Origin of the sequence: Mycobacterium sp. UM_Kg1, assembly GCF_000972925.1 — a bacterium.
Classification (GTDB): domain Bacteria; phylum Actinomycetota; class Actinomycetes; order Mycobacteriales; family Mycobacteriaceae; genus Mycobacterium; species Mycobacterium hiberniae.
In genome coordinates this window covers 19,618-40,141 of record NZ_JRMK01000011.1, presented here as the reverse complement: position 1 = coordinate 40,141, position 20,524 = coordinate 19,618, and the positions used below count along the sequence as shown (strand labels likewise).

Annotated in this window: 18 protein-coding genes; 9 read left to right on the top strand and 9 right to left on the bottom strand. The window is 68.4% G+C overall.

All coding sequences use genetic code 11. The features are described 5' to 3' along the window. Window positions 1-71 precede the first annotated feature (71 nt). Entirely contained in the window at window positions 72-2,021 is a 1,950-nt protein-coding gene (locus LI92_RS03340) for a M48 family metallopeptidase (protein ID WP_046315886.1), read from the bottom strand. A gap of 13 nt (window positions 2,022-2,034) precedes the next feature. Then, entirely contained in the window at window positions 2,035-2,634 is a 600-nt protein-coding gene (locus LI92_RS03335; RefSeq protein ID WP_046315884.1) for a LemA family protein, read from the bottom strand. Between the two features lie 301 nt (window positions 2,635-2,935). Here LI92_RS03335 and LI92_RS03330 point away from each other — a divergent pair, with 301 nt between their 5' ends. The 4 genes from LI92_RS03330 (at window position 2,936) to LI92_RS03315 (ending at window position 7,165) form a co-directional block, all read left to right on the top strand. Beyond that, window positions 2,936-3,856, top strand: a complete 921-nt coding sequence (locus LI92_RS03330) for an LLM class F420-dependent oxidoreductase (RefSeq protein WP_046315881.1) — start codon at window positions 2,936-2,938, stop codon at window positions 3,854-3,856. A 104-nt stretch (window positions 3,857-3,960) separates the two neighbouring features. Next, window positions 3,961-4,947, top strand: coding sequence for a tocopherol cyclase family protein (locus tag LI92_RS03325; RefSeq protein ID WP_046315876.1), 987 nt, complete (start codon window positions 3,961-3,963; stop codon window positions 4,945-4,947). Next, complete coding sequence (locus LI92_RS03320; protein WP_046315874.1) at window positions 4,944-5,300, top strand: hypothetical protein; 357 nt, start codon at window positions 4,944-4,946, stop codon at window positions 5,298-5,300. Before LI92_RS03325 ends, LI92_RS03320 begins: the two co-directional genes overlap by 4 nt. After that, window positions 5,297-7,165: a GMC family oxidoreductase gene (locus LI92_RS03315; RefSeq protein WP_046315872.1), complete on the top strand. Its 1,869-nt coding sequence runs from the start codon at window positions 5,297-5,299 to the stop codon at window positions 7,163-7,165. The genes LI92_RS03320 and LI92_RS03315 overlap by 4 nt, the downstream gene beginning before the upstream one ends. 10 nt (window positions 7,166-7,175) lie before the next feature. Here the strand turns inward: LI92_RS03315 and LI92_RS03310 are convergent, their stop codons facing one another. Continuing rightward, entirely contained in the window at window positions 7,176-8,615 is a 1,440-nt protein-coding gene (locus LI92_RS03310; RefSeq protein WP_046315870.1) for a glycoside hydrolase family 183 protein, read from the bottom strand. Between the two features lie 132 nt (window positions 8,616-8,747). Further along, window positions 8,748-9,638: an LLM class flavin-dependent oxidoreductase gene (locus LI92_RS03305; protein ID WP_046315910.1), complete on the bottom strand. Its 891-nt coding sequence runs from the start codon at window positions 9,636-9,638 to the stop codon at window positions 8,748-8,750. A 59-nt stretch (window positions 9,639-9,697) separates the two neighbouring features. On the opposite strand from LI92_RS03305, the gene LI92_RS03300 reads away from it, so the two are divergent. Further along, on the top strand, window positions 9,698-10,087 hold the full coding sequence (locus tag LI92_RS03300) for a VOC family protein (RefSeq protein ID WP_046315868.1): 390 nt from the start codon (window positions 9,698-9,700) through the stop codon (window positions 10,085-10,087). 59 nt (window positions 10,088-10,146) lie between these two features. On the opposite strand, the gene LI92_RS03295 is transcribed toward LI92_RS03300, so the two are convergent. From LI92_RS03295 to LI92_RS03275, 5 genes are all read right to left on the bottom strand, one after another. After that, window positions 10,147-10,623 carry an Rrf2 family transcriptional regulator gene (locus tag LI92_RS03295; RefSeq protein WP_046315866.1) on the bottom strand — a complete coding sequence of 159 codons (477 nt, stop codon included), beginning with the start codon at window positions 10,621-10,623 and terminating at the stop codon, window positions 10,147-10,149. Window positions 10,624-10,648: 25 nt separating this feature from the next. Next, complete coding sequence (locus LI92_RS03290; protein WP_046315864.1) at window positions 10,649-11,377, bottom strand: 3'(2'),5'-bisphosphate nucleotidase CysQ; 729 nt, start codon at window positions 11,375-11,377, stop codon at window positions 10,649-10,651. Then, the gene (gene cysC / locus LI92_RS03285) at window positions 11,374-13,227 is read right to left on the bottom strand and encodes an adenylyl-sulfate kinase (protein WP_046315862.1); all 1,854 of its coding nucleotides are present in this window, start codon (window positions 13,225-13,227) and stop codon (window positions 11,374-11,376) included. The genes LI92_RS03290 and cysC overlap by 4 nt, the downstream gene beginning before the upstream one ends. Then, window positions 13,227-14,165 (bottom strand): sulfate adenylyltransferase subunit CysD, encoded by a 939-nt coding sequence (cysD, locus tag LI92_RS03280; protein WP_046315860.1) that lies wholly within the window; start codon window positions 14,163-14,165, stop codon window positions 13,227-13,229. The genes cysC and cysD overlap by 1 nt, the downstream gene beginning before the upstream one ends. A gap of 200 nt (window positions 14,166-14,365) precedes the next feature. Continuing rightward, entirely contained in the window at window positions 14,366-14,857 is a 492-nt protein-coding gene (locus tag LI92_RS03275) for a beta-class carbonic anhydrase (RefSeq protein ID WP_046315858.1), read from the bottom strand. Between the two features lie 182 nt (window positions 14,858-15,039). Here LI92_RS03275 and LI92_RS03270 point away from each other — a divergent pair, with 182 nt between their 5' ends. Genes LI92_RS03270 through LI92_RS03255 form a run of 4 tightly spaced genes read left to right on the top strand, consistent with a single transcriptional unit; the run spans window position 15,040 to window position 20,484 of the window. Continuing rightward, window positions 15,040-16,017, top strand: a complete 978-nt coding sequence (locus tag LI92_RS03270; RefSeq protein ID WP_046315856.1) for an ABC transporter permease — start codon at window positions 15,040-15,042, stop codon at window positions 16,015-16,017. Continuing rightward, the gene (locus LI92_RS03265; protein WP_046315854.1) at window positions 16,014-16,934 is read left to right on the top strand and encodes an ABC transporter permease; all 921 of its coding nucleotides are present in this window, start codon (window positions 16,014-16,016) and stop codon (window positions 16,932-16,934) included. The genes LI92_RS03270 and LI92_RS03265 overlap by 4 nt, the downstream gene beginning before the upstream one ends. After that, a complete protein-coding gene (locus LI92_RS03260; RefSeq protein WP_046315852.1) occupies window positions 16,931-18,763 on the top strand; it encodes a dipeptide ABC transporter ATP-binding protein in 1,833 nt (610 codons plus the stop codon). The genes LI92_RS03265 and LI92_RS03260 overlap by 4 nt, the downstream gene beginning before the upstream one ends. Then, window positions 18,760-20,484: an ABC transporter family substrate-binding protein gene (locus LI92_RS03255; protein WP_286134823.1), complete on the top strand. Its 1,725-nt coding sequence runs from the start codon at window positions 18,760-18,762 to the stop codon at window positions 20,482-20,484. The genes LI92_RS03260 and LI92_RS03255 overlap by 4 nt, the downstream gene beginning before the upstream one ends. Window positions 20,485-20,524: the final 40 nt, after the last annotated feature.

Below are 20,524 nucleotides of genomic sequence, written 5' to 3'. Positions count from 1 at the left end.
GCTCTGCCGAGCACGTTGTGTTGTCGTACATCACCGACCCGGGACTGCTCGGCAGGCTCGACCGACGTCAGTCAGCCCAACAGCGCAGGCAGGGGCACGTGCATCAAACCGCATGCTGCACGAAGTAAGTCGGCTTCCGACGCCGTCACGGTACCGTCGTGCAGCACCGCTTCCACCATCGCTTCGACGAGTGCTTGCTTCGCCCTCGGATCCAAGGCATCCAGGGCGGCCCAGCCTTCGTCGAGGGTCTGCTGCCAGCTCAGCCTGCGCGGGTTCTCGGGCCTTGCGTTGTCGCCGTAAAGTCGGTGCAGCGCAATGTCCAACGACTGTGCCGCCATATTTTGATCTGCGCCCCCCGCGACCGCGAGAGTCGCCAGCAGGGTCGTCACCACCGGACGCACACCGGTGAGCGAACCGCTGCCCACCTTGCTCCGGCGAGCCGGATCGTTGGTATCGAGCACGTAGTTCCAGACCAGGCGGGTCAGGCAGTACTCGAACATCGTCACCTTCTCGTCGGCGACGGCGAGCGTGTTCAGCACCGTGATGAGTGCGTCCTGTTCGGCACGAGAGTGGGTGGCGATCTGCGGCAAAGCCAGCGCGACGACTGGGAGCCGAAGTTCGTGCGGCAGCGCCCGCATCCGGTCGGCGAGCGCGGCGGCTTCCCGCGCCTGTGTCGGCCCCAGCTGTTCGGTCACCGAGGCCAGCTCGCGGGCGTGCAGACCCCCGCTCGACGGCGCGAGAAGCAACGCGATGACGGCCGCGGGGGCCGTGGTGGGCTGGCTGGCCAGCGTCCGGACATCGTCAGGAATCCGCGCATGCAGGGCCGCGCCGTACTTCAGGTCGTCCGGAGTGAACGTGCCTGCGCGAGCAGCGACGTGCTCGGGGCTGGTGCGCCAGCCGGCGTTGGGAAGTTGCTCTGGCGCGGGGGTCTGACGGCCGAGTGCGGCTCCGACGGGGGCGAAACCCGCGGCGACGTCCTCGGCCAGGCCGTCGGGCGCCTGCTTGGCGTAGCGCTGCTGTAGTTCGGCGATCTCGCCGGGGTCGAAGGCTGGGTTGAGCGCCTTGATCCGGTCGGTGAGTGGCGGATGCGTCGCGAACAACGACGCGAACGACCGTCGCGCGCCCTCTCCGAACAGCATGTGGCTGACCTCGGCCGCATTGCGGGAGTTACGCAGCCGCGAACCGGTCGGTATGCCGCCGATCTTCTTCAGTGCGCCTTCGAGGCCGTCGGTCTGGCGAGTGAACTGCACCGCCGACGCGTCGGCCAGCCACTCCCGTTGCCGTGATACCGCAGCCTTGATCACGTTGGCGAAGAACACGCCGACGTAGCCGAGCACCATGATCGCGAAGGCGAACGCAACGAGGGGCAGCGCGCGCTTGCTGTCGCTGCCGCGGCCGCCGAACTGCAGCATGCGCAAGCCGATCATTCCGATCAGCAGGATGCCGCTGAGTAGTCCGATGAGTCGAATGTTCAGCCGCATATCGCCGTTGAGGATGTGGCTGAACTCATGAGCGATGACACCCTGTAACTCATCACGGTTGAGTTGCGCCAGAGCACCACCTGTCACCGCGATGGCGGCATCGGCAGGCGTGAAACCTGCGGCGAAAGCATTGATTCCGGGTTCACCCGGCATGACGAATAATCGTGGCGCAGGCACGCCGGAGGCCAGCGACATCTCCTCGACGATGTTGACGTACCTACGCAACTGCGGGTCGGTCGTCGTCGTGTCCACGGGTACCGCGCCGACGGCCGCGGCGACAGCAGTACCCCCCTGACGCAGCGAAATTGTCTTGAACAGCGTTCCACCTGCGATGACCAGAAGCGTGATTGCGGTGACGATGATGACGACCGCAAGAATCGATGACGCGTCGATCCCGCCGTAATCCTGAGTCAGATAGACCAGTGCGATCACCGCGGCGGCATTGATCGCCGCGACCAACGCCAGCACCGAAGCCCCGAAGAGAAGCACCAACTTCAACGTGGTTCCCTTGGCGGCCCGCTGGTGCTCGAAGAAGTTCATGGCCGCCGGTCGGTCAGAACTGAACCTTCGGCGCGTCCCGCATCTCCGGGCGTTCCGGCGGGATCTCGAGCAGGGCTGCCGGAGCAAAGTTGAATATGCCGGCATAGACGTTGCCGGGGAACGTCTCACGCCGGTTGTTGTAGTTCATCACCGCGTCGTTGTAGGCCTGGCGGGCGAACGCGACCTTGTTCTCCGTGGAGGTCAGTTCCTCCGACAGTTGCATCATGGTCTGGTTCGCCTTGAGGTCGGGGTACTGCTCGACCACCACGTTGAGCCGGCTCAGCGCGCCGTTGAGCGCCTGCTGACCCTCCGCCAACTGCTGCATCGCCGCCGGGTCACCGGGGTTGGCCTGGGCAGCGGCAAGGCCGTTCATCGCGGCGCCACGCGCATTGACGACGGCCTCCAGGGTCTGGCGCTCGTGCGCCAGGTACGCCTTGGCGGTTTCGATCAGGTTGGGAATGAGGTCGAAGCGACGCCGCAACTGAACGTCGATCTGGGCGAAGGCGTTCTTATACGCGTTACGCGCCCGAACCAGCCCGTTGTAGCCCGCGATCACCAACACCGCGAGCAGAAGTATGACAACGACGACGATGATTCCGATGGTGAGCCCCACGAGGCATACCTCCAAGGAGTCGGCCTTGCCGCTATTTGTGCGGTTTCGGCGAAGCGTAACCGCTGAAAAGGCCAGCGCAGGTCCGTTCGAAGGCTTTAGCCGTTTCGCCCACCGCGACAGCTGATCCATCCGGGTTCTCACAGCCGGCCGCGCACCGCCACAACCGCATGGTCGACGGCATCATGAGCTCCACCTTCTTTGCCCTACTTGTCGGCGCAGCCTGCGGCGACGGCAGAATTTCGCTTCGCGCATAGCCGGAATCACCCCAGCCGACTCCCCCGCTGCCCCTAATGTCGACCCCGTGACGATTCGCCTTGGCTTCCAGATCCCCAACTTCTCCTACGGCACCGACGTTTCCCAGCTCTTCCCCACCGTGATCGCCCAAGCCCGCGAGGCCGAGGCCAGCGGCTTCGACGCCGTGTTCCTGATGGACCACTTCTACCAACTGCCCATGCTGGGCGCCCCCGATCAGCCGATGCTCGAGGCCTACACCGCCCTGGGTGCGCTGGCGACGGCGACCGAGACGGTGCAGCTGGGCACGCTGGTCACCGGCAACACCTATCGCAACCCGGCGCTGCTGGCCAAGATCATCACCACCCTGGACGTGGTCAGCGGCGGCCGCGCCGTCCTGGGTATCGGCACCGGCTGGTTCGAGCTCGAACACGATCAGCTGGGCTTCGAATTCGGTACCTTCACCGACCGGTTCAACCGGCTCGACGAGGCGCTGCAGATCATCTTGCCGATGATCAAAGGTGAGCGGCCGACCTTCGAGGGCACGTGGTACCGGACCCGCGAGGCCGTGGCCGAGCCGCGCTACCGCGACCACATTCCGCTGTTGATCGGCGGCAGCGGCGAGAAGAAGACGATCCCGATGGCGGCCCGTCACTTCGACCACCTCAACCTCATCACCGGGTTCGACGAGCTCCCGCAGAAGATGGACGCGGTGCGGCGCAGCTGCGAGGAAGTGGGCCGTGATCCGGCCACGCTGGAAACCACCATGCTGCTCACCGCACTGGCCGGCGCGAACCTGACCGCCGATCAGATTCCGGCCCCGATCGCACAGCGGGCGGTGGCGGGCAGCCCGGAATCGATCGCCGAGCAGATCAAGACCAAGGTGCTCGACGCCGGCGTCGGCGGAGTCACCATCAACGTCGCCGGCTACACCCCGGGCCTGGTCGCCGAAGTCGGTGCGGCGTTGCGTGCTGTGATCGACGCCGGATAGCGGGGTTCCCAGCTGCTCAGCCCTCACCGCGCCTCCCGGATCTCCAGCAGCTCGGCAAGGCTGCGGTTGCCCGATTGGCTGGCTCAACCAATACAGTGCGCAGGATGACGTCGAATGATTTGGCATCGGCGGCCGCGGTCCGCTGGCGCGGACAGTCCGGTCGCCTTGAGGTGTGGTACGCGACCCTGTCGGATCCGGTGAGCCGCGCCGGCCTGTGGATCCACCACGAGGTTGTCGCGCCGACCGACGGCGGCCCGCCGTTCAGCCATGGCTGGATCACCTGGTTTCCGGCACAGGGCGAACCGCAGACTCAGAGGTTCGGCCCCGAGCCGCTGGCGCCCCACGAGCACGACGGCAGCTGGTACCGCGGCGCCGGTGGCCGGGTCGGCCCGGGCTTTCTCGGCGGACGCGCCGGCGCCATGGAATGGGACCTGCTCTGGACAGACCCCGCAGCCCCGCTGTGGACCTTCCCCCGATTCGTCTGGGAGCGCGAGCTGCTGCCCGGCGCGCAGGTGGTGTTGGCCCCGACCGCCGAGTTCCGGGGAACGTTGTCGCTCAACGGGACTGCGCACAAGATCGATGGATGGCGCGGTGCGGTATCGCACATCTACGGTCACGGAAACGCCGAGCGGTGGGGCTGGATCCACGCCGACCTCGGCGGCCAGGACGCCCTCGAGGTCGTCACCGCGGTATCGCGACGGCCAGGCCTACGCGCGCTGCGGCCGGCGGCCTTCATCCGGTTGCGCGCCAATGGCCGGGACTGGCCGGGCAGCGGCCTGCCGGCCGTGCGGGTGCGCACCGTCCTCGACCTGCCCCAGTGGCAGCTGGAGGGACGAATCGGCAAGCGTGACATTCGAATACGCGTCGATCAACCGGCCGATCGATGCGTCAGCATGCGCTATCAGGATCCCGACGGCGCCGAAGCGGTGTGCACCAACACCGGGCAGGCCGATATCCACATCGAGGTCGGCCGGCGCCGGCGCGGGGTGCGCGTCGTGGAACGCAGCTGGTCGGTGTCGGGCACCGGACATGCCGAGATCGGCTTCCGCGGCGACGCGGCGCCACCCGTCAACGAAAGGTCGCTTGGATGAGTTTTCTGCTTGATCCCCCGATGCTGGTTGCCGCCGGCGTCTTGATCGAACGTGAAGTCGACGTCGCCGAGCGTGATCTGGCAGAGGCCGCGGTGCTGGGGACCTTCTTCGGGGCATCCTTCGGGCTGTACAACAACGTCCCCGGCCTGGGCATCATGTGGCGGCCCTTCGGCTCGCGCAACGGCCGCGACTTCATGTGGAACAGTGGGATTCTGCGGCTTCGCACCGAGTCCTTGGGGTGGCGCGCGCACGCTGTGGCAGCGGTCCTCTTCGCGACATATCCGTTCTTCCTCAAATCGGGCCGCCGCCTTGGTCGGCGTCGTTCTCCCCGCCCACTCACGTTGGTCTCATGACACTCGCCGGCCGCGCCGCCGCATCATTCGGCGCCGCACTGTTGCCGCAGGAACACGGCGGCCCCCCACCAGAGGTGCTCGTCTCCCGGATCGAGCGTTACGTCCGACAGCTGCCCAGTGGCACCCGGCTCGCGGTACACGCCGGGTTGCTGTCGATGGCGGCAGCCGGCTACCTCGGGACCGGCCGAACCGCGCGCCGCCTGCCGCCCGATGCGCGAGCGGCCGTCCTGCGCCGCATCGCCGGACTGGGTGCAGCCACCGAGGCGGCAGTCGACGGCCTCAAAGCGGTGGCACTGCTGGCCAATGGCGCCGACACCTACGCGGGCGAGCTGCTTGCACACGCGCAGTCGACCCCGGTCGTGCGGCCCGACGCAGCGCTGGCGGTCACCGCTTCGACCGAAGCCGCCACGGTGATTCGGGCCGATGCCGTGGTGGTCGGCTCCGGCGCCGGCGGCGCCATGGTGGCGCGGACCCTGGCGCGGGCCGGCCTGGACACGGTGGTGCTCGAGGAAGGCCGGCACTGGACCACCGACGAGTTCCGCACCACCCACCCGATGGACCGCTATGCCGGTCTCTACCGCGCCGGGGGCACCACGCTAGCACTGGGCCGACCGCCGGTGGTGCTGCCCATCGGCCGCGCCGTCGGCGGCTCCACCGTGGTGAATTCGGGCACCTGCTATCGCCCGCCGGCAGACGTGCAACAACGATGGCGAGATCACTTCGGCCTGGCACTTGCCGATCAGGACGTGCTGGCAGGCGCACTCGATGACGTCGAAGCCACCCTGCAGGTCGGCCCGGTTCCCCTCGACATCATGGGCCGCAACGGCTCTCTGCTCCTAGCGGGTGCCCGCGAACTCGGCTGGAGCGCTGCACCGCTCACCCGCAACGCCCCCGGCTGCGGCGGCTGCTGCCAATGCGCGTTGGGTTGCCCCGGCAACGCCAAGTTCGGGGTCCACCTCAACGCGCTGCCGCAGGCGTGCGACGCCGGAGCCCGCATCATTTCCCAGGCCCGGGTGACCCGCGTGTTGCATTCGCGTGGCCGCGCCAGCGGGGTCCGGGCGCTGCGACCCGACGGTTCCACCTTCGAGGTGCTCGCATCGACGGTGGTGATCGCCAGCGGCGCCGGCGAGACGCCGAAACTTCTGTGGCGCAGCCGGCTCGGCGGTCATCCGCGCCTGGGCCGCAACCTGGCCCTGCACCCCTCGGTCCCGCTGGCCGGCCGTTTCGACGAAGAGGTGTACGCCTGGAACGGCGTCCTGCAGAGCGCTGCGGTCGAGGAGCTGCACCGGTCACACGGCATCCTGATCGAGGCCACCGCCACGCCGCCCGGGATGGGCTCAATGGTGTTCCCGGGCTATGGGGGGGAACTGCTGAGCTGGCTCGACCGGGCGCATCACATCGGGTCGGTGGGCGCCATGGTTGCCGATGAGGGCGTGGGGCGAGTCGTCAGAACAGCGCGCGGACCGGCAGTGCTGCGCTACGGGATCACTGATCGGGATCTGGCCAAACTGGTGGTGGCGATCGAGGCCATGGGCCGCCTGCTGTTTGCCGCCGGCGCGGTCGAGGTGATCACCGGCCTGTCCTCGGCGCCCACGGTGTCCTCGTTTGCGGAGCTGAGCGACGTTCTGCGCCGGGCCGATCCCCGGCGCCTGCACCTGGCGGCATTCCACCCGACGGGCACCGCCGCCGCCGGAAGCGACGACCAGGTGTGCCCCGTCGACGAGCGCGGGAGACTGCGCGGAGTGGACGGCGTCTGGGTCGCCGATGCGTCCATCCTGCCCAGCTGCCCCGAGGTCAATCCTCAGGTGTCGATCATGGCGCTGGCCTTGGCGGTGGCCGACGAAGTGGTCGCGTCGCGGTGTTGAGCGGCCGCCCTCAGCCCAGCACCGTGCGCATCAGCATCACGTCGTAGGCGTTCCACAGCGAGAGGGTGAAGTACACCTCTTTGCCGGTCGACCAGGGGTGCATGTAGGGCGCGTAGATTCCGCCGGGAATCTGGCCGGTGGGGATCAGCGTCTGCTCTGCGCTCCACGGCCCCTGCGGCGTCGGCGCGGTGCGGGCCACGACGTCGTTGCCGCCGTTGCCGTACAGCGCCAGGTACTGCCGCAGATAGGTGTTGTACTGCACCGACATCTCGCCCACCGGTCCGGGGATCACCGGTGTGGCCGCAGCCGGGTTGTTGGGCACCCACGCCCCGTTGTCGCCGTTCCAGTACTCGTATGTGGTGAGGTCGGGAATGCTGCGCTCGGGCACCCGCGACAGGTACGCCGAGCCGCCGCGGCCCGAAGGCGTGCCATAGGAGTACAGATAGCCGTCGTTGCCGCGCAGGAACGCGCCCATCTGAAACTTCTCGTTACCGGGCACGAAGCGCGCCCGGGGGACGTTCTCCGGCGAGGTGGACCGCACGGTGCCCGGATAGACGCCCCACGTTTCGCCGTTGTCGTTGGAGACCGCGATCGCCGAGTAATTGGTGGACCACTCGCCGTCGCGGCCCCACTTCTTGATCGACATGAAGTTCATGTACTGGTTGCCGGCAATCCCGATGGCGGCAGTGGGGATCATGCCCTCCTGGTGGGGCGCCAGTTGCACAGCGGGCAGAATCTGCTTGGAGAAATTCGCCTGCCGCAGCGGCGAACCCGAATACTTGTTGCCCACCGCTCCGGCGGTCACCGTGATGCCGTCGGACAGGTTGTTGTCCTGGCTGCGCAACAGCACGTTCTTGCGCCACTGCTTACCCTCGATACGGCAGTAGCCGAAGGTGTCGCCGAAAGCCATGAGAATCTGCCTGTTGACGGGATCCCCGTTGTCCCAAGGAATGCCGAGGTCGGTTCCGGAGATGCCGAAGCGCTCCAGTGTCCTATTGGGGCTGTTGGGCCCGGTCACCCACTCCACCAGGGACGTCTGCGCACCGGCGATGGCCCCGCCGGGATCGGCGGTGGAGATGCCCTGGTCGGCGCCGACGTGCGGAACGGGCTGCACCGGCTGGGCGACGTTCGGGGCGACCTGGCCGGCGGGGTTGGGAACCGGCGGCACCACCGCGGCCTGCTGCTTGATGGTGCCGTTCGGGTTGATCAGAGCGGCGATCAGCGGGCCCAGCTTGGGCAGCGGCGCCTGATCGTTGGTGCCGCGGGGCCGGCGCCCGGTCGGCATCTGACCCGCACCGGTGGTGGGCGATCCCGGCGGCGGGTCGATGTTGGCCTCGGGGGCGTGGCAGGTAGCGGCGTTGGCTGGTGGGGCGAATTCGGTGGCGGCCACCAACCCAAGAACCACCGCGGGCACCAATGCCGCCGAGACGATTCGACGCGTCGCCGACATGTCCCACCTTTCCCCGGACCCGGTGCCGGGTCTCACTCCCCTGCGACCATAGTGATTTCTGGGGCTGGTGTGGCTGGCGGTGAACGATAGAGACGTATCCGTGACGGTGTCGCAACCGGCAGGAAAGCCCGCTCAGCCGGCCCGGCTGATCTCGGCGACCACGTCGGCCACGCTGCGCAGCTGGCCCAGATCCGAGCTGGTGGGAATCAGGTGGACCTCATCGGTTCCCACCGCGGCAAACCGGCGCAGCACCTCGGCGAGCTCGTCCTCGCTGCCCGCCCAGCCGGTCGAGGGCGCCATCGCCTCGACGTACTCGGCGGGAATCCAGTTCATGTAGCGCAACAGGTGCCGGCGGACCTGGTCGCGGGCAACGTCGCGATCACCCAGCGCGAACCAGAACGACGTCGCCAGCTGCGGCTTGCCCCGGCCCGCCCGGTGCCAGGCGTCGCGCGCGACGTCGAACAGTTCGTTCTGCTTGGCCACATCGAGGTCCATGGTGATTCCGGCCAGGCCCTCGGCCCACGACGCGGCACTGCGCAGCGTTTTGGGACCGATGGTGCCGACCAGCAGCGGCGGCCCACCGGGTTGCACCGGGCTCGGCCCCACCGGCAGCACCGACTCGGTGACCTTCTCCCCCGCCCAGACCCGTCGCATGATCGCCACCGCGTCGGCCATCGCGCGCATGGTCTGCGTAGCCGGGTCGGCGCCGACAGCGCGATAGTCCTCGACCCGGCCGCCCACGCCCAGCCCGACGGTGAGCCGGCCGTCGCAGAGCACGTCCGCGGTGGCCAGCGCCTTGGCCAGCATGACGGGGTCGTGCAGTTGCGGGACGATCACCGTGGTCACCAGACGAACCCGCTCGGTCCACGCCGCCAGCGCACCCGCCAGCGTCAGGCTGTCCGGGTTGGCGAAGGCGATCCGTTCGCCCCAGCACAACGCCGAGAACGGCCCGTCGTCGATCGCGCGGGCCCAGTCGCGCAGCAGCGTCACATTCAGGTCCGGTTCCATCACCGGCATGGTCATTCCCACGCGCATGACCGCGATTGTGGCATGCGCGCCGTGCACGGCCGACACTGGAAGGAATGGGAATCTCGTTCAATCACACCATCGTGGCCGCCCGGGACAAGCAGGCCTCAGCAGCGTTTCTGGCCGAGCTGTTCGGCCTGCCCGCACCGCAGCCCTTCGGCCACTTCCAGGTGCTCGCCCTCGATCACCAGGCCAGCCTGGATTACGCCGACGTGCCCGCCGGTGAGCCGATTCGGCCGCAGCACTACGCCTTCTTGGTCGCCGAGTCCGACTTCGACGCGATCTACGCCAAGATCTCCGACCGGGGGCTGGAGCACTGGGCCGATCCCGGCGGCACGCAGGCCGGGCAGATCAACCACCGCGATGGCGGGCGCGGTGTGTATTTCCGCGACCCCGCCGGCCACAACATGGAGATCCTCACCCGCCCGTACGGCTCCGGCGGTTAGCAAGGCTCGACGCAGGAGAGCCGAAGCTGAACCGCCGCATCCAGACCCGCGGTTAGGGGCTAACCCCCCGAATGCCCCCGCTGGCGCTCCTGGGTGCGGTAGTCGGCGGCCAGCTCGACCACGTGATCCGGCAACTGGCCCGACGCCACGTCGGCCAGGCTGGTCTTCTCCAGCACCGAGCGCATGCTGGCCCGCAACGCCCGCCACACGTCGGTCAGGGCGGCGGTCGGACCGGAGTAGGGCAGATCGCCTACGCCGATGTCGCGAACGCTGGCCAGCGGGCCGTCGATGCAGCGCAGCACATCCGCGACGCTGATCTGGGTTGCCGCCCGGGCCAGTTCGTAGCCGCCGTCGCGGCCGCGCTGGCTGCGCACCAGCCGGTCGGTGCGCAGATCGGACAAGATGTCGACCAGGAACTGCGCCGGAATGCCTTGCGCCGCCGCGATCTCATCGGTCTTGACCAGGGCACCGGGCTCGGCGGTGGCCAGTTGGACCATCGCTCGCACCGCGTACTCCGCCTTGGCCGACATGCGCATTGCGAGCATTCTTCCATCTGGTGGGTCAATTGACTGCCGCGAGCACCGCTTGGGCGTATTCCGGGCGGCACACCACGAGGTCGGGCAGCAGGGGGTCGGCCCGGTTGTAGACCAGCGGCGAGCCGTCCAGGCGGGAGGTGTGCAGTCCGGCGGCCCGGGCCAGCGCCACCGGGGCCGCCGAGTCCCACTCGTACTGCCCGCCGGCGTGCACGTAGACATCGGCGGTGCCCTGGACCACGGCGGCCACCTTCACCCCTGCCGAGCCCATCGGCACCAGAACACCGTCCAGCCGGGCGCGAACGGCCTCGGAGATCGCCGGGGGCCGGCTGCGTGACACCGCGATCCGGGGCGGGCCGTCGGCGGCGGGCGGTGCGGCGACCGACGGGGTCGCCAGCGTGATGTCTCGTGCGGGCAGGGCCACCGCCCCGGCCGCAAGATCGCCGTCCTGCCACAGCGCCACGTGCACGGCCCAGTCGTCGCGGCCCAGTTCGCTGAACTCCCGGGTGCCGTCGAGCGGGTCGACGATCCACACCCGTTCGGCGCGAAGCCGGGCCGGGTTGTCGGCGCCTTCCTCGGACAGCACCGCGTCCTGCGGCCGCGCCTGCGCCAGGGCGGCCATCAGGAATTCGTGGGAGCGCCGGTCGCCGGCGGCCTTGCGCTCGGCTTCGCCGGCCCCGGACAGTTCCCGACGCACCGCCAGCAGCAGCCGGCCGGCCTCGGTGGCGAGGTGACCTGCCAGCTGGTGGTCGTTCACTGCCGGGCGTCGATCGCTGCGACCACCTGACGGGCCTGCTCGTCGATGCTGTCGTCCGAGGTCAGGCGCACGTCGGGATTACGCGGCCGCTGATACGGGCTGTCGATGCCGGTGAAGTGGGTGATCAAGCCGGCCCGCGCCTTCGCGTAGAGCCCCTTGGGGTCGCGCTGCTCGCACTCCTCGAGCGAGGTGTCGCAGAACACCTCGATGAAGTCGAACCCGGCGTCGGTGTGCACCTGGCGGGCCAGCTGGCGATGCTCGATCATCGGGCTGATGGCTGGCACCAGCACGATCTGGCCGGAGTCGGCCAGCAAGGTGGCCACATGGGCCAGCCTGCGCAGGTTCTCGGCGCGGTCGGCCATCGAGAAGCCCAGGTCGGCGTTGAGGCCGTGCCGCAGGTTGTCGCCGTCGAGAACGTAGGCGGGCGTGCCGCGCTCGAGCAGCAGCTGTTCGACGCGCATCGCCACCGACGACTTGCCCGCACCGGACAGGCCGGTCAACCACACGGTGAGCCCCTTGGACAACCGGTCCGCCGCGGTGACCAGCGACTGGTGCCGCACGGTGTTGGGGCTCGCCGTGCGCGGCGACACATCGCGCAGCACCATGCCGGCGGCCACGGTCCCGTTGGTGGCCTGGTCGATCAGGATGAACGAGCCGGTGGCGTCGTTGCGGGTGAACTCGTCGAGCATCAGGGGCACCTGGGCACGCAGCGAGACCCGGCCGAGCTCGTTGAGCTTGAGCTCGTCGGCGTCTTTGTCGCGGTGCAAGGTGTTGACATCGAGGCGGTAGTCCAGCGCCATCACCTTGACCCGCGTGGTGCGGGGGGTGTGCTTGATGACGTAGTCGTTGCCCGGCTCCAGGTTCACGCCGTCGGCCATCCAGCACACGGTGGCGTCGAAATCCTGAACCACGCGCGGCTGGTTGTTGGTCCGGGCGATCAGGTCGCCGCGTGAGATGTCGATGTCGTCGGTAAGGCTCACCGAGACCGCCATCGGCGGAAATGCCTCCGCCACAGCGCCGTTGGGCCCCTCGATTGCGGCGATCCGGCTCGGTTTGCCCGACGGCAGCACCACCACGTCGTCGCCGGGACGCAGCACGCCGCTGGCGACCGTACCCGCGTAGCTGCGGTGGTCGGCATGCTCGTGGGTCTGCGGCCGGATCACGTACTGCACCGGGAACCGGACGTCGACCAGGTTGCGATCGCCGGCGATGTAGACCTCTTCGAGGTGCGACAGCAACGCCGGTCCGTCGTAGAAAGGCGTCTTGTCGGACTTGGTCACCACGTTGTCGCCGAGCAGCGCCGAGATCGGGATGGTGGTCACGTCGTGGACGTCCAGGCGGGGGGCGAACGAATGGAAGTCGTCGCGGATCGCCTCGAATTTGTCGGCGTCCCAGTCGATCAGGTCCATCTTGTTGACGGCCAGCACGATGTGGCGGATGCCCAGCAGCGATGCCAGGAAGGTGTGCCGGCGAGACTGCTCCTGTAGGCCGTGCCGGGCGTCGACCAGCACGATCGCCAGCTGGGCGGTCGAGGCGCCGGTCACCATGTTGCGGGTGTACTGGATGTGCCCTGGAGTGTCGGCGATGATGAATTTCCGCTTGGGCGTTGCGAAATAGCGGTAGGCGACGTCGATCGTGATGCCCTGCTCGCGCTCGGCGCGCAGCCCATCGGTGACCAGAGCGAGGTCGGTGTAGTCGTTGCCGCGTTCGCGCGACGTGCGCTCGACGGAGGCCAGCTGGTCCTCCATGACCGCCTTGGAGTCGAACAGCAACCGTCCGATCAGCGTGGACTTGCCGTCGTCGACCGAGCCGGCCGTCGCGATTCGAAGCAGCGTGGTGGCCGCACCCATCAGAAATACCCCTGCCTCTTGCGGTCTTCCATGCCTGCTTCGGAGATCCGGTCGTCCGCGCGCGTCGCGCCCCGTTCGGTGAGCCGCGAGACCGCGGTCTCGGCGATCACCTCCTCCACGGTGGCCGCCGCGGACTCCACACAGCCCGTGCAGGTGACATCGCCGACGGTGCGGAACCGGACGGAGGTCTCGAACACCTCTTCGCCGTCGGCGGGCCGCAGGAACTCGTGGTCGGCCAACAGCATTCCGTCGCGCCGGAAGACCTTGCGCTGGTGCGCAAAATAGATCGACGGCAGGGCGATCTGCTCGGTGCCGATGTAGGACCAGATGTCGAACTCGGTCCAGTTCGACAGCGGGAACGCCCGGATGTGTTCGCCCTTGCGGTGCCGGCCGTTGTACAGGTTCCACAGCTCGGGGCGCTGGGCCTTGGGGTCCCACTGGCCGAACTCGTCACGGAAGCTGAACACCCGCTCCTTGGCGCGGGCCTTCTCCTCGTCGCGCCGGGCGCCGCCGAACGCGGCGTCGAACTTGTTCTCCCGGATCGCACGCAACAGGGTGACGGTCTGCAGCGGGTTGCGCGACGGACCGTCGTCGACCACCCGCCCGGCGTCGATGTCGTCTTGCACCGAAGCCACCACCAGCCGGACTCCGGTCTCGGCGACGAGCTCGTCGCGCGCGGCGATGACCTCTTCGAAGTTGTGGCCGGTGTCGACGTGCATCACCGGGAACGGCAGCCGGCCCGGACGGAAGGCCTTGACGGCCAGGTGCAGCATGACGATGGAGTCCTTGCCGCCGGAGAACAGCAGCACCGGACGTTCGAACTCCGCGGCCACCTCCCGGATGATGTGGATGGCCTCGGCCTCCAGCGTGCGTAGATGCGTGAGCTGGTACTGCCCGGCCGTGTCGGCTTCCGGCGGCGCGGCGACGTTACTGGTCATGACTTCCTTGCCAGGGATACCCGGTAATCTTGGTGAGACTTACCATATTTATTGGTTATAGCTGGCTATGCAACCAGTCGCACTGCCGTGCTGTCAACGTGACACGTGCCAACGCACGATGCGGGGCCCGCTGCCTTGCGACAGGGACCCCGCACCGCGTTGCACAGGCCTTCCCCCACCTCTAGGGGCAGGTGCGGGAATTACAGGGTGACTTCGTCGAGCTTGCCGGTGGCGACGTTGAACACGAAGCCGCGCAGCGACGTGGTGGCGGTGATGAACGGACTGGCCTGGATCCGCCGAAGCGACTGGCGGACGTCCTCGAACTCGTCCGGGAATGCCTCGGCCGACCAGGTCGGGCGGATACCGGTCTCCTCCAGGATGGACCGCTTGAAGTCGTCGTCGGTGAACGTCAGCATCCCGCAGTCGGTGTGGTGGATCAGGATGATCTCGCGGGTGCCCAGCAGCCGCTGGCTGATGGCCAGCGAGCGGATCGCGTCGTCGGAGACCACGCCGCCGGCGTTGCGGATGGTGTGCGCCTCGCCCTCGTTGAGACCCAGCAGGCGGTAGACGTCCAGGCGAGCGTCCATGCAAGCGACGATCGCGACGTGCTTGCTCGGCGGCATGGGCAGCGGGCCCGAGAAGGTCTTCGCGTATTCCGCGTTGTTGGCCAGGTACTCGTCGGTGACGGTCACAGTTCTCTCTTTCTGTCGGATGAGTGGTGCCGGAGTCGTGCGGAGCCTAGTGAAGGTTCTCGGGGATTTCACGGGTAAAAATCAGACGAGTTTCTTTCCCGCTCGCCGCGCCCCGGACACGAGCACAGATCGGCATGGCGCATCCGGCGCGGTCGCGCCGCGGCCCTCTACCCTTGTGGGCCATGACGCGGTTTCTGGCCGGGCGGGCGCTGAACTATCTGGTGCTGCTGGGCCTGGCTTCGTTCCTGACGTTCTGCCTGACGTCCTTGGCCTTCGCGCCGCTGGACAGCCTGATGCAGCGCAACCCGCGTCCACCGCAGGCCGTCATCGACGCCAAAGCCGCCGAACTGGGTTTGGACAAGCCGATTCCGCTGCGTTACGCGCACTGGGCCTCGCACGCCGTGCGCGGCGACTTCGGTGTCACCGTCACCGGCCAGCCGGTCTCCGGGGAACTGGGCCGACGCGTCGGGGTCAGCCTGCGCCTGCTGGTCGTCGGTTCGCTGGCCGGCACCGTGATCGGCGTGGTGGCCGGCGCGTGGGGGGCGGTACGCCAGTACCGGCTGTCGGACCGCGTCATCACCCTGGCGGCGCTGCTGATCCTCTCGGTGCCCACCTTCGTACTGGCCAACCTGGTGATCTTGAGCGCGCTGCGGGTGAACTGGGCGTTGGGCGCCCAGTTGTTCGACTACACCGGGGAGACCTCCCCGGGCCTGGTGACCGGGTTCTGGCCGGGGCTGGCCGATCGGCTGCAACATCTGGTGCTGCCGTCGCTCACCCTGGCGCTGGGCGCGGCCGCCAGCTTCAGCCGCTATCAGCGCAACGCGATGCTCGACGTGCTGGGCCAGGACTTCATCCGCACGGCGCGGGCCAAGGGGCTGACCCGCCGGCGCGCCCTGTTCAAACACGGGCTGCGCACCGCGCTCATCCCGATGGCGACGCTGTTCGCCTACGGGGTGGCCGGCCTGGTCACCGGCGCGGTGTTTGTCGAGAAGATCTTCGGCTGGCACGGCATGGGCGAGTGGGTGGTGCAGGGCGTGGCCACCCAGGACACCAATATCGTCGCGGCCATCACGGTGTTCTCCGGCGCGGTGGTGCTGCTGGCCGGGTTGCTCTCCGACGTCATCTACGCCCTTCTCGACCCCCGGGTGCGGGTGTCATGAGCCGCGCCGCCGAGGGGCGCCGGGACGGGGCGGCACCGACGACCCAGATCGAGTTCGCCTCACGACGCACGCTGGTGCTGCGCCGGTTCCTGCGCAGCCGCAGCGCGGTCGGCGCGCTGGCACTGCTGGCGGTGATGTTCGTCGGCTGCTACACGCTGCCGGGTCTGCTGCCCTACTCCTACACCGACCTGGACTACGACGCCCTGCTGGTCCCCCCGGGTGCCCGCCACTGGCTGGGCACCAACGCGCTCGGGCAGGATCTGTTGGCGCAGATCCTGCGGGGCATGCAGAAGTCGATGCTGATCGGGGTGTGCGTGGCGCTGATCTCCACGGTGATCGCCGCGACGGTGGGGGCGATCTCGGGATATTTCGGCGGCTGGCGCGACCGCGTACTGATGTGGCTGGTGGACCTGCTGCTGGTGGTTCCGGCATTCATCCTGATCGCGATCATCACCCCGCGCACCAAGAACAGCGGCAACATCGCCCTGCTGGTGCTGCTGCTGGCCGGGTTCAGCTGGATGATCAGCGCCCGCATGGTGCGCGGGCTCACCATGAGCCTGCGGGAACGCGAATTCATCCGGGCCGCAAGATATATGGGCGTCTCCAGCCGGCGCATCATCATCGACCACGTGGTGCCCAACGTGGCGTCCATTCTCATCATCGACACCGCACTCAACGTCGCGGTGGCGATCCTGGCCGAAACCGGCCTGAGCTATCTGGGTTTCGGCATCCAACCACCCGATGTCTCGCTGGGCACCCTGATCGCCGACGGCACCGCCTCAGCCATCACGTTCCCGTGGGTGTTCCTGTTCCCGGCCGGCGTGCTGATCACCATCCTGGTGTGCGCCAACCTCGCCGGCGACGGCCTGCGCGACGCCCTGGACCCCGATGCCGCGACGCTGCGGGGTCGCCGATGAGCGCCCTGCTGGAAGTCGCCGACCTGGCAGTGACATTCGGCACCGGGACAGACGCGGTGCGCGCGGTGCGCGGCGTCAGCTACCACGTGAACGCCGGCGAAGTGGTGGCGATGGTCGGTGAGTCGGGCTCGGGGAAGTCCGCGGCGGCGATGGCCGTGATGGGACTTCTCCCGGAGTACGCGCAGGTGTCCGGTTCGGTTCGGCTGCAGGGCCGCCAACTGATCGGGTTAGGCGACACCGCGATGTCGAAGGTTCGCGGCGCCTCGATCGGGATGGTGTTCCAGGATCCGATGTCGGCGCTCACCCCGGTGTACACGGTGGGCGACCAGATCGCCGAGGCCATCGAGGTACACCAACCGCAGGTGGGTCGCGCCGCGGCGCGCCGCCGTGCGGTCGAGCTGCTGGAGCTGGTGGGGATCGCCCGCCCGGAGCAGCGGGCGCGGGCGTTTCCGCACGAACTGTCCGGCGGCGAACGCCAGCGCGTGGTGATCGCCATCGCGATCGCCTGCGACCCGGACCTGCTCATCTGCGACGAGCCCACCACCGCCCTGGACGTGACCGTGCAGGCCCAGATCCTCGATGTTTTGCGGACGGCTCGAGACGCGACCGGCGCCGGGGTGCTGATCATCACCCACGACCTGGGCGTGGTCGCCGAATTCGCCGACCGGGCACTGGTGATGTACGCCGGGAAGGTGGTGGAGTCTGCGCCGGTGGAGGTGCTCTACTCCGACCGGCGGATGCCGTACACGGTGGGACTGCTGGGTTCGGTGCCGCGCCTCGACGCGCCTCAGGGCACCCGGCTGGTGCCGATCCCCGGAGCGCCACCGTCGTTGACGGCCGGCATCGAGGCGGGGGGTCCGTTCGCCCCGCGCTGCCCCTTGGCCGCCGCCGACTGCCTGCAGGCCGAGCCGGCACTGCTGCCCGTCGGGGCCGCCCATTCGGCGGCGTGCATCCACACCGACCAAGTCACCGGGCGCAGCGCCGCCGACATCTACCGGGTGCGCACCGAGGTGGCCACCGAGCCAGCCGGCGAATCCCCCACCGTGCTGCGGGTCCGCGACCTGGTCAAGACCTATCCGTTGACCAAGGGGCTGCTGCGGCGCCGGGCCGGCGAGGTGCGCGCCGTCTCCGGCGTGAGCTTCGAGTTGCGGCAAGGCCGCACCCTGGCGATCGTCGGCGAATCCGGCTCGGGCAAATCCACCACCTTGCACCAGGTTCTGGAACTGGCCGCGCCGCAGTCCGGTTCGATCGAAGTCCTGGGCAGCGACGTCGCGACGTTGACCCGTGATGGCCGTCGCGCGCTGCGGAAAGACCTGCAGGTGGTGTTCCAAGACCCGGTGGCCTCCCTGGACCCACGCCTGCCGGTGTTCGACCTGCTGGCCGAACCGCTGCGCGCCAATGGTTTCGACAAGGCCGCGATCCATGCCCGGGTGGCCGAGCTGCTGGAGCTGGTGGGGCTGCGCCGCGGCGACGCGCTGCGCTACCCCTCGGAATTCTCCGGCGGGCAGAAGCAGCGGATCGGCATTGCCCGGGCGCTGGCGTTACGACCGAAGATCCTGGCGCTCGACGAGCCCGTGTCAGCTCTCGACGTGTCCATTCAGGCCGGAATCATCAACCTGCTGCTGGATCTGCAGCAGCAATTCGGACTGTCCTACCTGTTTGTGTCGCATGACCTCTCGGTGGTCAAACACCTGGCCCACAGCGTGGCCGTGATGCTCGCCGGGGAGATCGTCGAGCAGGGCGAGGCGGACCAGGTTTTCGGCAACCCCCAGCACGACTACACCCGGCAGCTGCTGGCCGCCGTACCGCAGCCGGTGGTCACCTCATGACCCCCACGTTGACTCTGCGCTCACCCCGCAGTTCTGCGAGAAGGTCGCCTGGTGGGCGCAGAGTCAACCGGGTGGTAGCCGCATTGTGGGCGACCGGCCTGGTGCTCAGCGGCTGCTCGGCCGTCGACATCACGGCCCCCGAAGGCACTGCCGCCGTCGGCACCGCCAGCGACATCAATCCGCAGGACCCCGCCAGGCTGCGCGACGGCGGCAACCTCCGGCTGTCGATGACCCAGTTCCCCCCGAACTTCAACCCGCTGCACATCGACGGAAACCTGGCCGAGAACGCCGCCATGCTCAAAGCCACCATGCCGCGGGCATTCATCATCGGGCCCGACGGCTCGGCGAGGGTGGACACCGACTACTTCACCAGCGTGGAGCTGACCGGCACCAACCCCCAGGTGGTCACCTACACCATCAACCCAAAAGCGGTGTGGAGTGATGGGACACCGCTGAGCTGGAAGGACATCGCCAGCCAGATCCATGCCACCAGCGGCGCCGACAGCCGGTACGCGATCGCGACCACCAACGGCGCCGAACGCGTCGCCTCGGTGACGCGCGGCGTCGACGACCGCCAGGCCGTGATGCGGTTCGCCAAACCCTACGCGGAGTGGCGCGGCATGTTCGCGGGCAACTCGATGCTGTTGCCCGCCAGCATGACCGCCGACCCGGAGACCTTCAACAAGGCCCAGCTGAGCAAGCCGGGACCCTCGGCCGGACCGTTCGTGCTGTCCACCCTGGACCGCACCAGCCAGCGCATCACCTTGACCCGCAACCCCGCCTGGTGGGGCAAGCGCCCGAAGCTGGACACCATCACCTACCTCGTGCTCGACGAGGCGGCCCGGATGCCGGCGCTGCAGAACCACACCATCGACGCCACCGGGGTGGCCACCCTGGACCAGCTGACCATCGCGCGGCGCACCGAGGGCATCTCGATCCGCCGTGCCCCCACCCCGGCCTGGAATCACTTCACCTTCAACGGTGCGCCCGGCGCCATCCTGGCCGACAAGGCGCTGCGACTGGCGGTCATGCGCGGTATCGACCGGTCCACGATCGCCAAGGTCACCCAGCGCGGCCTGACCGCAGATCCGGTGCCGCTGAACAACCACATCTATGTCGCCGGGCAAGAGGGCTACCAGGACAACAGTGCGGTGGTGGCCTACGACCCGGACCGCGCCGCGCGCGAACTCGACGAACTCGGCTGGCGACTGAACGGGAAGTTCCGGGAGAAGGACGGCCGTCCCCTGGTGATCCGGCACCTGTTCTACGACGCGTCGAGCACCCGGCAGTTCGCCCAAGTCGCTCAACACAATCTGGCCCAGATCGGGGTCAAGCTGCAACTGGACGCCAAGGCCGGGGGCGGCTTCTTCACCGACTACGTCAATGTGGGCGACTTCGACATCGCCCAATTCAGCTGGGTCGGTGACGCATTCCCCCTGGCGGGTCTGACGCAGATCTCCGCCTCCTACGGCGAGGCCAACTTCGGCAAGATCGGCAGCCCGGCCATCGACGCCAAGATCGAGGAGACGCTGGAAGCACTCGACCCGGCGGTGGCTCGGGCACGGGCCAACGAGGTCGACAGCCTGCTGTGGGCCGAGGGGTTCAGCCTGCCGTTGATCCAGACCACCGGCAATGTCGCGGTGCGCAGTTCCCTGGCGAACTTCGGCGCGCCCGGTCTGGCGGATCTGGACTACACCGTGATCGGGTTCATGAAGGACTGAATCGCCACCCGGGCCGCCGAACGTGTACTGAGTTCGAGAA

Bases quoted from the DNA above. Each gene is read 5' to 3' on its own strand.
- LI92_RS03340 (WP_046315886.1), bottom strand. From the start codon at position 2,021: ATGAACTTCTTCGAGCACCAGCGGGCCGCCAAGGGAACCACGTTGAAG.
- LI92_RS03325 (WP_046315876.1), top strand. From the start codon at position 3,961: ATGACGTCGAATGATTTGGCATCGGCGGCCGCGGTCCGCTGGCGCGGA.
- LI92_RS03320 (WP_046315874.1), top strand. From the start codon at position 4,944: ATGAGTTTTCTGCTTGATCCCCCGATGCTGGTTGCCGCCGGCGTCTTG.
- LI92_RS03315 (WP_046315872.1), top strand. From the start codon at position 5,297: ATGACACTCGCCGGCCGCGCCGCCGCATCATTCGGCGCCGCACTGTTG.
- LI92_RS03310 (WP_046315870.1), bottom strand. From the start codon at position 8,615: ATGTCGGCGACGCGTCGAATCGTCTCGGCGGCATTGGTGCCCGCGGTG.
- LI92_RS03305 (WP_046315910.1), bottom strand. From the start codon at position 9,638: ATGACCATGCCGGTGATGGAACCGGACCTGAATGTGACGCTGCTGCGC.
- LI92_RS03300 (WP_046315868.1), top strand. From the start codon at position 9,698: ATGGGAATCTCGTTCAATCACACCATCGTGGCCGCCCGGGACAAGCAG.
- LI92_RS03295 (WP_046315866.1), bottom strand. From the start codon at position 10,623: ATGCGCATGTCGGCCAAGGCGGAGTACGCGGTGCGAGCGATGGTCCAA.
- cysC (WP_046315862.1), bottom strand. From the start codon at position 13,227: ATGGGTGCGGCCACCACGCTGCTTCGAATCGCGACGGCCGGCTCGGTC.
- cysD (WP_046315860.1), bottom strand. From the start codon at position 14,165: ATGACCAGTAACGTCGCCGCGCCGCCGGAAGCCGACACGGCCGGGCAG.
- LI92_RS03270 (WP_046315856.1), top strand. From the start codon at position 15,040: ATGACGCGGTTTCTGGCCGGGCGGGCGCTGAACTATCTGGTGCTGCTG.
- LI92_RS03265 (WP_046315854.1), top strand. From the start codon at position 16,014: ATGAGCCGCGCCGCCGAGGGGCGCCGGGACGGGGCGGCACCGACGACC.
- LI92_RS03260 (WP_046315852.1), top strand. From the start codon at position 16,931: ATGAGCGCCCTGCTGGAAGTCGCCGACCTGGCAGTGACATTCGGCACC.
- LI92_RS03255 (WP_286134823.1), top strand. From the start codon at position 18,760: ATGACCCCCACGTTGACTCTGCGCTCACCCCGCAGTTCTGCGAGAAGG.